Source organism: Paenibacillus peoriae (assembly GCF_022531965.1).
Classification (GTDB): domain Bacteria; phylum Bacillota; class Bacilli; order Paenibacillales; family Paenibacillaceae; genus Paenibacillus; species Paenibacillus polymyxa_D.
Map to the genome: position 1 here is coordinate 1,189,695 of NZ_CP092831.1, position 16,404 is coordinate 1,206,098.

A 16,404-nucleotide genomic window follows, 5' to 3' on the forward strand; every position below is an offset into this window, starting at 1 on the left:
GTTAGGACGCGCTGGTGTGTTCTAAGGCATATGCCTTGAAAAGAGATGGGAAATAAGGAGGCGTACGAGTGAAAGTGGAAGACAGTCAGAAGACAAAACCGTTACAGGGTGTTCCTGGCAGACTGGCCCGGTTACGCTCGAAATTCACGGCTCTAGGGATAGATGCACTGCTTATTACACATGGGCCCAATCGAAGATATATGACCGGATTTACAGGCTCTGCGGGAATTGTGCTTGTTACGCAAGAAGAGGCTTTTTTAGTGACGGATTTCCGCTATATGATGCAGGCAACAGATCAGGCAGTGGAATATTCAGTGATTCGGCATGAGTCGCAAATCTTCCAGACCATCGCTGATCTCACAAGTAAGTTGGGGGTTCGTAGACTGGGTTTGGAGAGCAGGCATGTCTCACTTCAACAGTCGGGACAGCTTCAAGCCGCGCTGGGCTCGTTGGAGTACGTGCAAACGGAGGATGTAATTGAACGGCTGCGCGATGTGAAAGACGAAGAAGAGATTCGGACCATAAGTGAGGCAACGCGTATTACCGATGCTGCCTTTACGGAGGTGCTGAATTATATTCAGCCTGGGGTCACAGAGCGGCGGATTGCGGCGGAACTGGAATATCAGCTTCGGCTCGCAGGCGCGGAATCAGGCGGTTTTGCGTTCATTGTCGCTTCGGGTGAGCGCTCGGCATTGCCGCACGGACTGGCCAGTGACAAGGAAATTGGTCAGAACGAGTTTGTCACAATGGATTTTGGCGCAAATGTGCGTGGCTATCTATCCGATATCACGCGTACCGTATTCGTCGGCAATCCGTCGGAGCGGCACGAGGAACTGTATGCTATTGTGCTGGAAGCGAATATGACGACGATTGCTGGACTTCGCCCTGGCATGAGCGGTCGGGAGGGAGACAGTCTGGGGCGGGATGTGATTGCCTCCTATGGCTATGGGGAGCAGTTTGGTCACGGGCTGGGCCACGGCTTTGGCTTGGAGATTCATGAGCAGGTACGGCTTTCCCGCGAAAGTAAGTCGGTGCTCGTGCCGGGTCATGTCCTTACTGTGGAACCAGGCATTTATATTCCAGGCTTTGGCGGAGTTCGGATTGAGGACGATGTGCTGATCACAGATGTCGGTGTCAAGGTACTGACCTCTTCCCCTAAGGAGCTGCTTTTGTTATAAAACGCAGTGGCGCTATAGGTAACTATCATAGTTTAGTTTGTAAGTCATTCAAAAATGAGATGGAGGGGATCAAATGAACACGCATAAAAGACACACCAAAATATGGCTGACTGCGCTGACGGCTTCTCTCATTGTAGCTTTGACACCAGCTATTCCGGGTCAACAGGCTTATGCCGAGGCAAAATCGGGTGTAAAAGTCGTCGACATTTTTAGCCGGACGGTGAACGATTATGGTATAGATCTGGTTGATTGGCAAGGATATCTGGCGAACCCGTATGTAAAGCTAAAAGTGAAGCCGCCAGTGGATGCTGCTTTTCCGGTGACGGTTACGCTGAATGCGCGGGGCACGTCCCGGCTGATGATGGATCTGCCAAGTACGTTGTCGGCACAAGGAGCAAGCAAAACGTTGACTTTTGCCAATGCACAGGAGGAAAAAGATTTTCGGCTAGCCATCCATCCTGACCGGATTGGAGGAAACGGTGAAATAGAGAATTACACGCTGTCTATGTCTGTTGCTGGAAATGATGGTCACACGACCGCTCAGTCCATTCCGATTCGCGTGTTGGATCAGGACGATAATAAAGAGCCCACAGTTCCTCTCCATTTTGACTACAGATTCGATACGATCAAGCCTTATTTCAATGATGCAGCTACCAAAAAAGCCGCAGAGCTGGCGGTAAAGGACTGGTTCTATTTCTTTGATCTGGCTCCTTTCGATGAGGTTCCTGCCAAAGCGGAGGTAAACCATCTGCCAGGAGACGACTGGCAAAATGAAATACAGGTGACAAATGATAAGCCCTACAAAGGCATGTGGGTGTTTATGAGAGGGCTGAACGGGCCGTATTCTACGGGCTTTCCGGCCACAAACGGCAATTATCATACACGTAACGGTGTGACCGTCCCGGGGAACCTGAACCGTTCCTATAGCTTGATTCTGGATTTCTATGATGATGCGATTCCATTCACATCCGTGGACGATGAAGAATGGTATCAATCCGATCTGTCCAAGGTGACGGATGTGCATGGGCTGATCATGCATGAATTCGGTCATGCGATTGTGTTCAGCGACACATTCCCGGGTGTCAGAGCGTTGAAGGAAGCGGCGGGCAATGACCCTGATATTATGGCTTATCAGCACAGACCGGCTGCATTGGATGACAGCTATCATCTATCTGGAGAGCTTGCAGAAGTCGACAGATTGAGTGGACAAAATGGAGGCTGGCGCCATCTGTTCCCGACCCGGCGCTGGATGAACACGAAGCTTTCGCTACTGGTAGCAGAAAAAGCGGGCTGGCCGCTGCGTAAGGACCTGACTCCTTTCCTCGCGCCAGAAATCATGACGAAGGAATTGCCAGCACCCGTCAAAGGCAAAGCGTACACGGCTAAGCTGGAGGCCAAGGGAGGGGTTCCGTTTTACGATTGGACGGTGACAGGCGGTCAACTGCCCGCAGGGTTGACACTGGACCGTTTTACAGGAACGATTAGCGGAACAGCAGACAGCGGAGCAGGCAACAAGACGTATACGTTCACCGTACAGCTGCGGGATTATGATGAGCTGAGCAAGCCTGTGACACAAAGCTTTACGCTCAAGCTGTAAATAATACCTCACAAGCAGATTAAAACGGTCGAAGGGAGGGAAGCGAATGAAACATGATGCCGCGGATCTGGTCATTGTAGGCGGCGGAATCATCGGTACAGCCATTGCTTATTATGCGGCTAAGTCCGGTATGAAGGTCGTGCTGGCTGAGCGAGGGGAGATTGCTGGAGGCACTTCGTCCCGTTGTGATGGCAATATATTGGCAATTGATAAAGAGCCCGGGTTTGACAGTCGAATGTCGTTGGTATCGCAGGAACTCGTGGCAGAGCTGGCTAGGGAACTGGAGGATGAGTTTGAGTATCGTGCGCCTGGCAGTATTCTGGTCTGTGAAAACGATCAGGAGATGCAAGCGGCTGAGCAGTGGGTAACCCGTCAGCAGCAGGAAGGACTTCCGTTTCGCATGCTGGATCAGCAGGATTTGCGACAGGAATGGCCGCATTTAGCGAAAGATTTGCCGGGCGGACTGGAGTGCGCGACAGATTCCACTGTGAATCCGGTGTTGATGACGTATGCACTGGCCGAGGCCGCGCGTCGAATGGGAGCCAAGTTATTACCGCGCATGCCGATACAGTCCATCCTTCAGGACGAAAGGGGGAACGTCCGCGGGGTGGAGACGCCTAATGGCGTTATCCATGCAGGTGCAGTGGTATTGGCGGCAGGTGTGTGGACACGCAGCATCGGTCATTCACTCGGTTTGGACCTTCCGATCATGCCGCGCAAAGGACATATACTGGTGTCTGCCCGAATGCCTTCCATTGGGAACCGCAAGGTAATGGAGTTCGGCTATCTGATGAGCAAGTTTGGCGGTCAGCGGTGTGTGGATGAGCTTTATGAAAAATACGGTGTCGCGTTGGTATTCGAGCCAACCGCATCTCAAAACATTCTGATCGGCAGCAGCCGTCAGTTTGTCGGTATGGACACACGTGTCGATCAGCAGGTGATTCGCTTAATCGCCCGCAGAGCCATTCGTTTTTTTCCTGCTTTAGCCAATGTACCGCTGATGCGGGCGTATACTGGCTTACGTCCATGGACACCTGATCATTTGCCAATTGTATCAGCGGTGGACGAAGTACCGGGGCTGTTTATCGCTTCTGGCCATGAGGGGGATGGCATTAGTCTTGCGGCGGTTACGGGTAAGCTGGTGACCGAAATGGTACGCGGCGAACCCACTTGCATTCCGGTGGAGCCGCTGCGATATGACCGATTTGGAGAGGTTTTTACCAACCACGAGGTTCACGGGGAGGTAACCGGATGAGCGTAGCGGGCAGAATTACTACGATTGATACCCATACGGGAGGCAATCCGACGCGGACAGTCATCCACGGCGCGCCTAAACTGGTAGGTCGTACGATGCTGGAAAAAATGACTTATATGGCAGCACATCATGATGATTTTCGCCGTTTGCTGATGTTCGAGCCGCGTGGTCATGAGGTGATGTCAGGCTGCATTTTAACAGAACCTTGTCATCCTGATGCAGATATTGGTGTGGTCTTTATAGAGACCGGTGGCTATTTACCGATGTGCGGTCACGATACGATTGGAGTATGTACGGCGCTGATGGAGGGCGGACTGATTGCTGCGGATAAAAAAGCAATATTGCTGGACACTCCGGCAGGCCTGGTTCAAGTGCAACTGGAGGTGGATGCGGGCAAGGTGCGACAAGTAGCGTTCACAAACATCCCTTCTTTTGTGTACCGCCGTGAAGTGGAGATTCAGGTAGAGGGCATCGGGCAAGTCACGCTGGATATTGCGTATGGAGGCAACTTTTACGGCATTGTAGAGGCGGCTTCCATCGGTCTTGCACTGGAGCAGAGCCATGGGGCAAAAATTGTACGAACAGCGGTGCAGATTCGGGAGGCAGTGAATGCGGTTGTTGAGGTCGTGCATCCTGAAAATCCGGTTATTCAAGGATTGACACATATTGAATTTTACGGGGAGCCTGTGGCTCCACAGGCCGATTGCCGCAATGTCGTTGTCATCCCACCGGGAGGTATCGATCGTTCTCCTTGTGGCACAGGAACCTCGGCCAAGGTAGCGGTGTTGCACGCCAAGGGAAAACTGGACTTCAATGAGCCGTTTGTACATGAAAGCATCACAGGTTCCATGTTTCGGGCTGAAATCGTGGGGGAGACGCAGATCGGTCCTTATCCGGCAGTCATCCCACAAATTACAGGCTCGGCTTGGGTGACGGGACATCATCAATTTGTGTTGGATCCTGAGGACCCGCTTAAAGAAGGTTTTTTGCTGATGTGAGCATTTTACATCATTCCCGAATGCTGAATATGAAAATAAAGATCGGAAAGGGTTGGTAAGCATATGGCACGTTTTGAAGGTGTATATGTGGCCTTGGTTACACCATTTACGGCAGAACTGGAGGTAGACCATAAGCGTCTGACCGAGCTGTGCGAGCATCTGATTGCAAGCGGCATTAGCGGACTGGTTCCTACGGGATCGCTGGGAGAATATGCGGCTTTATCCCCGGAGGAACGGTCGCAGGTTGTGCATACCGTAATTGACGCTGCGGCAGGGCGTGTTCCGGTTGTTGTCGGCTCGGCAGCTCCGTCCACCAAACAGGCGGTGCATTGGATTCAGCATGCGAAGGATGCCGGGGCTGCGGGTGTCATGGCATTGCCACCCATTAATTATAATCCACTGCCTCACGAGGTAACGGCCCATTATGAAGCATTGTCAGAGGTGGGCTTGCCAATCATTGCGTATAACAACCCCCATGATTACAAGGTTGACTTGACTCCAGATATTCTTGCGGACTTGTCGCGAATTGAAAATATCGTAGCAGTCAAGGAATTTTCCGGTGATGTACGGCGTATTCACGCTATTTTGGACCAGACAGAGCTGGAGGTCATGGTCGGAGTAGATAATCTGGCGATGGAGGGGGCATTGTTCGGCGCGACAGGCTGGATTTCGGGGGTGCCTAATGCGTTGCCCAAGGAAGGGGTAGAGCTGTTCCGACTTGCACAGGCGGGAAATATGGCAGAAGCGTCCGCGTTGTATCGCAGGCTGCTGCCGCTGTTCCACTATGATGCCAGCCCGCAATTGGTACAGTCCATCAAATATATGATGGAGCTGGCTGGATTTCCGGTCGGTCCGACACGTCCGCCCAGACTTGCGCTGCCGCAGGCGGATTATGACCGCATTCGCGAAGCATTTGAGGTGGCGGTTCGTCCGAGCGGGGTTTCATCCTGAATGGAGGTGAAGATGATGGAGAGCCGAAATTGGATCGGTGGTGAGTGGCTGAGCCCTTCCGGCGAGGAATTGGTGGTTCACAATCCTTCGGACTTGAAGGAGGAGGTGGGAGTCGTCCATTTTTCAGAAACGGGCGATATTACACAGGCCGGGGATGCGGCACGGCTGGCTCAGGCGGGCTGGGCTGCTTTAAGTCCCGCAGCGCGGGGAGGTTATCTGTTCAAAGCAGCCGGGTTACTAGAAGCAGCATTACCTGAATTAGCTGAACTGGCCAGCCGTGAGATGGGCAAGCCGATTACCGAGATGCGCGGAGAGGTCATGCGAGGTGTCCATCTGCTCCGCTACTATGCGGCAGAAGGCGTACGTTCCATCGGTACAGTCATTCCTTCGAATGAGCCGGGAGTGCTCCAATACACGAAGCGCATTCCGCTAGGTGTAACGGCTGTCATTACGCCGTGGAATTTTCCGGTAGCTATTCCGCTATGGAAAATCGCCCCTGCACTTTTGTGCGGAAACACGGTCATCTGGAAGCCTGCCGAACATGCTTCATTAACTGCAGTACGGGTCGCCGAGCTATTCGAGGCGGTGCAGTTTCCGCCCGGCGTACTGAACTTAGTCATTGGGCAGGGGAACCGTATTGGCGATGCCTTATTGGAGCTTCCGGTACTAGATGCGGTCAGCTTCACGGGTTCCACCGCTACAGGTTTGGGCATTGCCGAGCGATGCGCGCGCCGTAACATGAAATACCAGACCGAGATGGGAGGTAAAAATGCCGCCATTGTGCTGAAAGACGCGGATGTAGCACAGGCGGTGGCGATGATTATCAGCGGAGCTTTACGTTCAGCCGGGCAGAAATGCACGGCCACCAGCCGGGTGATCGTGGAACAGTCTGTCTATGAGACGTTCACGGAAGCCTTACGCCAAGCGGTGGAAAAAATACAGATCGCTCCGGCGCTTGACCCCGGTGCGTATCTTGGACCTGTGGCATCCGCAGGTCAATACGAGAAGGTCATGTCCTATGTATCACTCGCACGTCGGGAAGCTCACATTTTGGCCGAAGGTGGAGCCGCCGCCGGGACAGAGAACGGATATTATGTGCGTCCACTGGTGGCGACTGGACTCAATTCATCCCATCCGTTGATTCAGGAGGAGATTTTTGGACCTGTGTTGGGGGTCGTGCAAGCGGACGACTTCGAGGATGCAATTCGACTGTGCAATGATTCTATTTATGGATTAAGCGCCTCTCTATTCACCCGCGATTTGCGGTTGGCTCATCGGTTTCTGGATGAGGCGAACGCCGGTATGGTTCGGGTTAATCAGGAGACGGCTGGTGTGGAATACCAGGCTCCGTTTGGCGGTCTGAAGCAATCCAGTTCACATACCCGGGAACAGGGCCAGGCGGCGCTGGATTTTTATTCAGCGATTAAAACCTGTGCGATCAGCTATGAGTAAGCGGGTGACGGGACGAAGTGAGACGGTGGGGAGCGCATCAGGTCATTTGCTCATATGTCGCTGTGAAGAAGTGAGTATCGCACAGATGGAGCAGGCTTGCCGCATGGGTATGGACACCGTGCGCCAGCTTAAAATGGCTACGCGGGTGACGATGGGGGCATGTCAGGGTAGGGTATGCCGACAATTGGTGGAGTCATGGTTTTACAATCAGGTTCCTGCTGCCCGCCGGGAGGCGGAGCTGTTATCGCAAAGGCCACCAGTGCGTCCCGTAACGTTCGGGCAGCTGGCAGAGGGAGGTTCTTTATGAGCCGCACGCGTATTGTAAATCATCCTATTTTGGGACCAAAGCCGGAGCGGCGGCAGGTATCTTTCTTTTTTGACGGTCGTCCCATGCAGGGATTGGCTGGAGAACCATTGGCAGCAGCGCTGCTGGCCAGCGGTGTCCGTTTGCTGAGAAGGCATGAGGAATCCGGTACGGCCAGAGGCGTATACTGCGCCATTGGGCATTGTAACGAATGCCGCCTGACGGTTCATCCGTTCGGTACCGTCCGTTCCTGCCTGACCAAGCTGGAAGAAGGTATGGTGGTGGAAACCGGGCGGCAGCTTTCGAATGAAATCACAGGGAGAATTGTGACATGAATGAAATGGCGCATCTTATCGTCATTGGGGCGGGTCCCGCCGGATTGTCCGCAGCGGTATCGGCTGCTGAGCAAGGATTGCCAGTCACGGTACTGGATGAGTTTACAGAGCCGGGTGGACGTATGCCCGGGCAATATCATGAGGAAGGCAGTCAAGGCTGGTGGGTTGGAAAACACGTTTCGGATGAGCTGATTACCCGTTGCGGGGAGCTTGGGGTGGACATTCGCTGCGGCGTTTCCGTGCATGGTATGGAATATACAACAACGTGGGAAATTTCCACTTCCTGTGGATTGTTCACTGCGGATTACGTATTGCTAGCGACTGGAGCTGCCGAAATTCCCGTTCCGCTGGATGGCTGGACGTTACCGGGCGTCATGTCTATCGGGGCCGCACAAGTAATGACTAATGTTCATTACGTTAAGCCGGGGGAACGCGGCATCATCGTAGGCATGAACGTATTGTCGATGGCGATTGCCCGCGAGCTGTCTGTCGCCGGGGTGAAGGTGGCGGCAATTACACTGCCGTGCGCTAATCCGCTGGCTGGTGCGGCGGCAGATCCGACAGCCTCCGCGAAGCTGCTGCTTCAGCTGTCGGGGCTAGCTCCTGCCGCCTGGATGCGTGCAGGCGGCAGGCTGGCAGCGGCGATGCGGATGGAGAAACTCATCGCGTGCTGCTATCCCCACAGAGGCTTCCGTCTGTGGGATATCCCGATCCGGTTGCGGACGGCGGTGCTGTCCGTCAACGGGCAGGACCGGGTCGAATCCGTGACCCTGGTCCACGTCAAACCGGACGGCTCGCCTATCCCTGGCAGCGAGCGCGTCGAACCCGCCGACTTCGTGGCGCTCAGCGGCGGCTTGTACCCGCTCGCTGAGCTGGCGGCGGTAGCTGGGTGCAAATTCGTGTACAGCCCTGAGCTAGGCGGGCATGTTCCACTGCACGGTGAGCGAATGGAAACCTCGCTCAAAGGGCTGTACGTTGCCGGCAATATTACCGGCATCGAAAGCGGGCTGGTCGCGATGGCTCAAGGTCGATTAGCCGCCGCTTCCATGCTGCATGCCGCTGGACTCGGTGGAGCAGGCGGGGAACAGCGGGTGCAGGAGGCGATCCGTGAGGTCCATTTTGCACGTAATCATGCGCTGATTCAGTTTCATCCCGGCATTACAGAGGCGAGAACGCAGCTGTACCAGCAGTGGGGGCAAACCTCTGGCAGTGGCGCGTAACGGCTCGTTATGTTGAATATGCGTTTTTACCCCAAATTTGTCTTAAAGGAGGTACGGAAGATGACTCTTAAAGCAAAGGCTCATATGAAAGCAAGGCCGTTCGCACTGAACGAGGTGGTATTGGCTGAAGGTCCCTTCAAACAGGCGATGGAGCTGAACCGATCTTATCTGTTGGAGCTTGAGCCTGATCGTCTGCTGGCGCGTTTTCGGGAATATGCCGGACTTGCGCCCAAAGCGCCTCAATATGAAGGCTGGGAAGCGATGACTATTTCCGGTCATACACTGGGACATTATTTGTCCGCTTGCTCCATGATGTTTGCTTCGACCGGCGATGAGCGTTTTAAGGAAATTGCACATTACATTACGGATGAACTGGATGTTTGCCAGGCGGCGCATGGTGACGGATATGTATCCGGTATTCCAAGGGGAAAGGAACTTTTTGAAGAGGTGTCTGCTGGAAATATTCGTTCGAAGGGCTTTGACCTGAACGGTGCCTGGGCTCCTTTGTATACACTACACAAGTTGTTCGCTGGTCTGCGTGATGCGTATCATTTGACAGGCTGTGACAAGGCATTAGGTGTAGAGCGCAAACTGGCGGACTGGCTCGAAGGAATTTTGCAGCCGATGAGCGATGAGCAGATGCAGCAGATGATGTTTTGCGAATATGGAGGCATGAATGAGGTATTGGCGGATTTGTATGCGGATACCGGGGAAGAGCGCTACTTGCGGCTGGCTGAATGCTTCTGGCACAAGCTAGTGCTGGACCCGCTTAGCTCACAGGAGGATTGCTTACAGGGTATTCATGCCAATACACAGATTCCGAAGCTGATCGGGCTTGCCAAGGAATATGAGCTCACGAATGATACGAAGCGTCGGGAGACGGTGGAGTTTTTTTGGGAGCGGGTGGTGGATCATCATTCGTATGTCATTGGCGGGAATAGCTTTGGAGAATATTTTGGAGCGCCGGATGGCTTGAATGATCGCATCGGACCGCATACGACGGAGACGTGCAACACCTATAACATGCTCAAGCTGACAAATCATCTGTTTCAATGGAATGTTTCCGCCAAGGAAGCCGACTTTTATGAGCGAGGTCTATTCAATCATATTTTGGCCTCGCAGGACCCGGTTCACGGGGGCGTTACGTATTTTCTGTCACTGGCCATGGGTGGGCACAAGCATTTTGAAAGCAAATTTGATGATTTTACGTGCTGTGTCGGCACAGGGATGGAAAACCATGCGAGCTACGGCAGCGGTATTTATTTTCACGATCACGATAAGCTGTATGTCAATCAGTTCATTGCTTCCACGCTGGAATGGAAGGACAGAGGCGTTACGCTAAAACAAAACACTTCCTATCCAGATACAGATCATACGACGCTGGAGATTCAATGCGATCAACCTGCCTCATTTACGCTACTCATCCGCTATCCATATTGGGCTGAAAAAGGAATTACCATTCGTGTAAATGGCAAAGAACAGTCGGTTGTATCGGAACCGGGCAGCTTCATCTCTATCGCCAGAACGTGGATTGACGGGGATGTTGTAGAGGTGACGATTCCGATGTCGCTGAGGCTGGAGCAGATGCCGGATAATCCGGATCGGGCGGCTGTTATGTATGGACCGTTGGTGCTGGCAGGCGACCTTGGACCCTTAGAAGATCCTAAAGCCAAGGATTTCCTCTATACACCGGTATTTATCCCTCAAACGGAAAAGCTGGATGCCTGGATACAGTCTGTAGAGGATAAGACGAATACGTTCCGTACCTTGAATGCAGGGCATCCTCGGGATGTGGAATTGTCTCCTCTGTATAAAATGCATGATCGTACGTATTCCGTATATTGGGATATTTTTACGAAGGAAGCGTGGCAGGAGGCGGAACAGGAATACACAGCGGCACGCGAAAAGCTGGCGATTCTGGAGCAGTGTACGATTGATTTTGCCCAACCCGGAGAAATGCAGCCGGAGCGGAATCATAACTTCCAGGGAGATGCTTCGACTCGCACTGGATATGTGAATAACCGACCTTATCGGAATGCGGGAATTGACGGCTGGTTTTCTTTTGATTTGAATACAGATCCATCTGCTCCGATGCTGTTGGTTATTACCTACACGGCTACGCTGGAAATGCCAAACTGTGGTTTTGATATTTTGATTAACGGTCATCCGCTTGAGCATTTTAGTGAAGGTTTTGATGAAGCCGATAAATTTTACAACGTGAATGCCGCTATTCCGGCTGCATATCTGGAGGGTAAGGATCAGGCGACAGTGACCTTCAAAGCCAAGCCGGGACAGCGTATCCGCAGATGTTTTGGGCTGAGGATGGTCTATGAGCAACTCTATCAAGCTGGAAGTTCAGGTATACATGAATGATCTTTGAAATGTTTCGTGAGAAAAAGTAACGTTTGATTTTTCGTCCGGTATGATTTATGATGTAAGAAATATTGGATGATGCTGGAATAATCCATATGATGGTATAAGCTGATATATTCATAGTTTTGTTGCGCGTGAAGCACACGGGCTGTTTCTTCCTTCATAGGGGAGAGGCAGCCCTTTTTTGTTGGGATTTTCAGAAATATAACTTTTTTAAGAGTCAGTTCTATGATTTAAGGGGGAGGATTGCTCAATAGAGTCTATTTGTTTGGAATGCTTTGTATTAGAAGTTTTTCTTATAGATTTTGTAAGAGGGAAACCCTATAATATATAAGTTGTATCCAGTATTTTCCGAAAGTGGGGATGCGATAAGTTTATGAAATTAGAGATGATATACATAGTTTAAAGTTTAAGCTGACAAAGGGGATAGAGAGATGAGTATGAAAAAATGGATGTTGAGTTTGACCGCAGTCACGTTGCTATGGGGCGCGACAAGTACGATTCCAACGACGGAGGCGGCAAGCAGCACCAAGCCCATTGAAGTCTTGTTAAACGCGAAAAAAATACAGTTTCCAGATGCTAAACCTTTTCAGGATAGTAACGATTATGTGATGGTTCCGATTCGTTTTGTATCCGAAGCGCTAGGGGCTAAAGTAGGCTGGGAGAAAACAGGCGGTCAATTGGCTGTGTCGATTAAAAATGATGCCCATGCTGTTAACATGACAGTGGGTCAAAACACCGCTACCGTGGATGGGCAGACCAAAACGTATGAAACGAAGATTATTTTGAAGCAAAACCGTACTTTTGTGCCGCTGCGGTTGGTAAGTGAGGGTCTGGGACAAACGGTGGAGTGGGATAAAGTTAGTCGCTGGGTCTGGATTGGAAAGAAGGAAATTGCTGCTCTGGAGGATACGGGGCATAAGACGGTAAGTATCGAGCCGTATAAGAAGGCGATTAGTACAATTCCCAACCTCATGAAGAACGTTGTTGATGGTACGACATACGAGAAAGTGGTTATTTTCAAACAATCTGATCTGCCTACTAAGCTACTACGAGAAATTTATTCTGTTGAACCTTACACGACACCTAAAGGCGTTCCTTACCTACGGATGAGAGTAAAAACAAGTTCGAGTACAGCGGCCAGTATTTTCTACCTGACCAAGAACAAGGATGCACGCCTCCGTCCTCCATTGGATGAGCTGACACAGGATAATGGTGATGGTACAAAAATGATTTATTATCCGATCTATTCGTCTGCTGATGGGCTTTTTCAGGGAATTAAAAATTATAAGTCTTTCAAGCTAACAGACATTCAGTACATTGGATTTCGCTTGCAAGGCGATGGTTATATTCCAATGATGGTCAACCCGTGGAAGAATAATTAAGCACATGAAGAACACGAAACGAATTCTGGCCGTATTGCTGGTGGGGGTACTGCTTTTGTTGCAACTCTCACCTTTTTCTTTTCCCACCGATAAGGTGGCTGCCGATTCAGAAGAAATCACACCGCTATCCTACTATCCAGACAAAAATACTCGCTACTTTGTTGGCATGATGTACTTCGACATGTGGATGAACACCGCTGGTAAATGGGTAACCAACGGTGGCAAAGAGCCAGGAAAAGGTATGCACGGTGAGGCGAAGTTCACGTACAAATTTAATTTCCCCGGTCGTAAGATTAAGGGCGTTGAAGCAAAGCTGTATAATCCAGCAGCGGAAGTCAACAAAAGTAATCCTGATTATAAAAAGTATTTTTCAAAATCTCGGTTTGATGATTACATTGAGTATGTAGATTATGTAAGTGATGGCACGAAGGAAGATGACATTCTCCCCTACCAAATAAAGGGGGTTGGAACGGATACAACCACTATTCCAATCACAGTTAATATAAAACTGGATGCGATAACTCGACCTAAAAACATTAAGGAAGAGAGTTGTCCGAACTGTGCCAAAGAGGTCAAAGCGTACCGCATTTACCAGCCCATCCTATTCAAGATCGAATTGGAGAGCAACCTAATCGTCAAGCATTTTACCACTGACGGGAAATCACTTAACAACGTATTTACACCAATAGAGGATGAGCTAAAAGCTGATCAACCGTATGATTTTACCCCGCCAACCAACCCGAAATATGAGTATGTGGGTTATAAGAAAAGCACGACAGGTAAACCGCCAAGTGGAGATATTTTGCCGGGAATTGTACCCGGATTTACCTATGACGGTTCTTTTGAGCAGTTTACCGCTTATTTGTATTACAAAGAAGCTCAGGGCTGTCCTAAGCCTGGAGAAAGCCAAGAGGGAGCTCCCTCAGATTGCCAAGATCATGAACAGCCAACGAAAGGTGTTGTCTGCTCCCGCCCCGTTCCAGGTCTGCGCTTGGAAACTGCCGAATTGGACCCGACAGTATCTGCCGTTATTAAAGCCGATCAGCGAGGTGCGTCACGTTTTGATGTAGCCAAGGGTATTCCAACTTCTGAAAGCCTGTACGGAAACGTGCTGGCCCGGAATTACCTTTTTCAAAACACCTACCAACAGCTCAAAGGCGAGTGCACCTACAACGTCAAGCTGAAGCGCACGTATGATCTGGAATGGGAAGATATCAACGATACCCGGCACATGAAGGTCGTGGAGTATTACAAATACGAAATTGTGAAACCGTACTCCTACTGGGTGATCGACAACCTTGAGGTGTACGGTATCAAGAACGCGCAGCTACGTAACTATGCACTGCCGGGAGGTAGTATTACGATTCCACCACGGAATTACACGCCGCCGTCTGTAGAATCAGCGACCAACGGAAAATACTATCCGGCTCCTTCTCCGGGCATCGTCGATGGGGGTTCACTTTATATTTATGGCGGCAAGAGTATGCCGAAGGTGCCCAATGAACAAAGATCACTGGAGCCTGTGGCCCAGAAGGCTACACCAGACGTGGAAGTGGAAAACGATACTGTGAAATTCAACGGTCAAACGATCATGGACCACCAGCGTGTCAAGGAAAAGGGGCCGACTCCTGGCAAAATCCCTGAACCCGTAAAAATCGGGTTGGATATCCTGTACAGCCCGGGCCATATGATTGAAAAGCATAAGATCAATAAACCCAATACGCCCAGCAGCGGTGACATCACTTACGCTATTCTCAAAGGAAATATCAATGGAGGTGCGGATAAAACGTTCCCGATACAGGGAATTAATACGGTGACTGTCCACACTCCCGTAGTGAATCTGTCTAAAGTGTCGGACGATGCTGCTCATAATCAGAAAACCCAACCTACGAAGGGACGATCCGCACTTATTTTGGAGCGACCTTTCCGGGTGACGATTTCAACAGCGGGACCACATTTGGATATTCCCGGATATGGTGATCGGGAGTATGCCAAATATGTACGAACCAAGCAGGTTCGCTTTCCGTTCGATGTGTACGACAAAGGAAAGACGCATTTTTATCCGCGGGGTACCTGGATCGACATTCCAGTGCTGCAGCTCAACACAGACTTTTATCTTCCCGTGTGGGTAGATGAAGGCAACTACACAGTTGAGTTCCGTACCATTGCCGAAAATGCACCGGACGGGTTCACTGAACAGCGCCATGCCAACACGGATATCGCCCATCATGTCGCCAATGATGTGGTAAATATAGAGGTCATCGGACGGATGTATGATTTTCATATCACGGATATTGCCGATTACCATTGGGAGCGGGTGTTTCGGCAACGAAAAGGGAGCCCGACGCATAGCGGCCTGTCCTATTGGACGGGGCTTGGCAATATTGACGGGTTACCGAGAGGGAACCAGGAGCCATTCACCTTGCCCATTCGTCCCGGCAGTCACCCACATGAAGGTTATGCAAATGTGTCGGTCAAGACAGGCTATCATTTCAAGTTTGATCTCAAAACCAAAGGCAATATGTTTAGCGCCAAGGACGGTATTCGCATCACGCCATCGTTCTATTGGGTGAGCAAAGATGGGCGACAGCGGGGAGAGGTGGATCTGTATACACACTCCGGCAACCGGAAATTTATCCGTTTGGGATCGGCGGAGGACCGGGAGAAGCGATATGTTATTTTGAATGAACGGCTGCGCAATGTGCCGATGGAGGAAATGCAGGACACGGCAGCCTACCAATACAAGCATGAGCTGAGTGAAGCACAGCAAAGCCAGTCGACGCTGGAACGCTATGTTTCTCTGTATGCCCACCGTATTGCACGCAGCAAGACCTGGATTGGACGTTACGACTGGCTGGTGCTGCCTGCGGCTGTGCGTACCTTGATGGGTCCGAAGACAGACCTGCCGGATGGGGTCAATGTGGATCGCGCTAATGCGTCGATTCAGCGCTGGTATGGTGAATATAGCCTGCCTGCTGATGTGTACGCAGTCACCAAAGGCACAGATTTGCGCGAGGTCAGTCGCCGTCAGGAGCTTAACGAGCATACGGATATATTTAAGAAAACAGGCTTTATCGTCGTTCGCTTTAATTTGGAGTCACTGCGTCAGGGTGACACCGAGCATCCGCATTTACAGTATATAAATGGCCCGCTATTGAACCAGTGGCAACTGGAGGGTTACCGCCGAGAGATAAAGGACCCGTACGGGCATACCTTTCATTTACAGGACGGGGATGTAGTATTTTATCATGCGGATCAGTCGAGCAGGGACGATTTCAGTTCATTTGTCCCTCACTAGGTTGCAGTAATCAAGACGAATCCTAATCCGTAACTAGCGCGAAAAATACGAAAACGGA

At 51.0% G+C, this 16,404-nt stretch carries 12 protein-coding genes; all 12 read left to right on the forward strand.

Annotated elements, in window-relative coordinates:
- Positions 1 to 74: 74 nt before the first annotated feature.
- A complete protein-coding gene (locus tag MLD56_RS05370) occupies positions 75 to 1,178 on the forward strand; it encodes a M24 family metallopeptidase (protein WP_049816916.1) in 1,104 nt (367 codons plus the stop codon).
- A 73-nt stretch (positions 1,179 to 1,251) separates the two neighbouring features.
- Entirely contained in the window at positions 1,252 to 2,775 is a 1,524-nt protein-coding gene (locus tag MLD56_RS05375) for an Ig domain-containing protein (RefSeq protein ID WP_029516049.1), read from the forward strand.
- Between the two features lie 46 nt (positions 2,776 to 2,821).
- Positions 2,822 to 4,030: an NAD(P)/FAD-dependent oxidoreductase gene (locus tag MLD56_RS05380; protein ID WP_029516050.1), complete on the forward strand. Its 1,209-nt coding sequence runs from the start codon at positions 2,822 to 2,824 to the stop codon at positions 4,028 to 4,030.
- Positions 4,027 to 5,028, forward strand: coding sequence for a 4-hydroxyproline epimerase (locus MLD56_RS05385; RefSeq protein ID WP_029516051.1), 1,002 nt, complete (start codon positions 4,027 to 4,029; stop codon positions 5,026 to 5,028). The genes MLD56_RS05380 and MLD56_RS05385 overlap by 4 nt, the downstream gene beginning before the upstream one ends.
- A 63-nt stretch (positions 5,029 to 5,091) precedes the next feature.
- Complete coding sequence (locus tag MLD56_RS05390; RefSeq protein ID WP_029516052.1) at positions 5,092 to 5,979, forward strand: dihydrodipicolinate synthase family protein; 888 nt, start codon at positions 5,092 to 5,094, stop codon at positions 5,977 to 5,979.
- Between the two features lie 15 nt (positions 5,980 to 5,994).
- Positions 5,995 to 7,431 (forward strand): aldehyde dehydrogenase family protein, encoded by a 1,437-nt coding sequence (locus tag MLD56_RS05395; protein ID WP_029516053.1) that lies wholly within the window; start codon positions 5,995 to 5,997, stop codon positions 7,429 to 7,431.
- Complete coding sequence (locus MLD56_RS05400; RefSeq protein WP_029516054.1) at positions 7,424 to 7,738, forward strand: (2Fe-2S)-binding protein; 315 nt, start codon at positions 7,424 to 7,426, stop codon at positions 7,736 to 7,738. Before MLD56_RS05395 ends, MLD56_RS05400 begins: the two co-directional genes overlap by 8 nt.
- Positions 7,735 to 8,070 carry a (2Fe-2S)-binding protein gene (locus MLD56_RS05405; protein WP_029516055.1) on the forward strand — a complete coding sequence of 112 codons (336 nt, stop codon included), beginning with the start codon at positions 7,735 to 7,737 and terminating at the stop codon, positions 8,068 to 8,070. The genes MLD56_RS05400 and MLD56_RS05405 overlap by 4 nt, the downstream gene beginning before the upstream one ends.
- Entirely contained in the window at positions 8,067 to 9,290 is a 1,224-nt protein-coding gene (locus MLD56_RS05410; RefSeq protein ID WP_080710665.1) for an NAD(P)/FAD-dependent oxidoreductase, read from the forward strand. Before MLD56_RS05405 ends, MLD56_RS05410 begins: the two co-directional genes overlap by 4 nt.
- Before the next feature lie 60 nt (positions 9,291 to 9,350).
- Complete coding sequence (locus tag MLD56_RS05415) at positions 9,351 to 11,663, forward strand: glycoside hydrolase family 127 protein (RefSeq protein ID WP_080658584.1); 2,313 nt, start codon at positions 9,351 to 9,353, stop codon at positions 11,661 to 11,663.
- Positions 11,664 to 12,097: 434 nt separating this feature from the next.
- Positions 12,098 to 13,048 carry a stalk domain-containing protein gene (locus MLD56_RS05420; RefSeq protein WP_029516058.1) on the forward strand — a complete coding sequence of 317 codons (951 nt, stop codon included), beginning with the start codon at positions 12,098 to 12,100 and terminating at the stop codon, positions 13,046 to 13,048.
- Positions 13,049 to 13,052: 4 nt separating this feature from the next.
- Positions 13,053 to 16,346 carry a DUF5704 domain-containing protein gene (locus MLD56_RS05425; RefSeq protein ID WP_029516059.1) on the forward strand — a complete coding sequence of 1,098 codons (3,294 nt, stop codon included), beginning with the start codon at positions 13,053 to 13,055 and terminating at the stop codon, positions 16,344 to 16,346.
- Positions 16,347 to 16,404 lie beyond the last annotated feature (58 nt).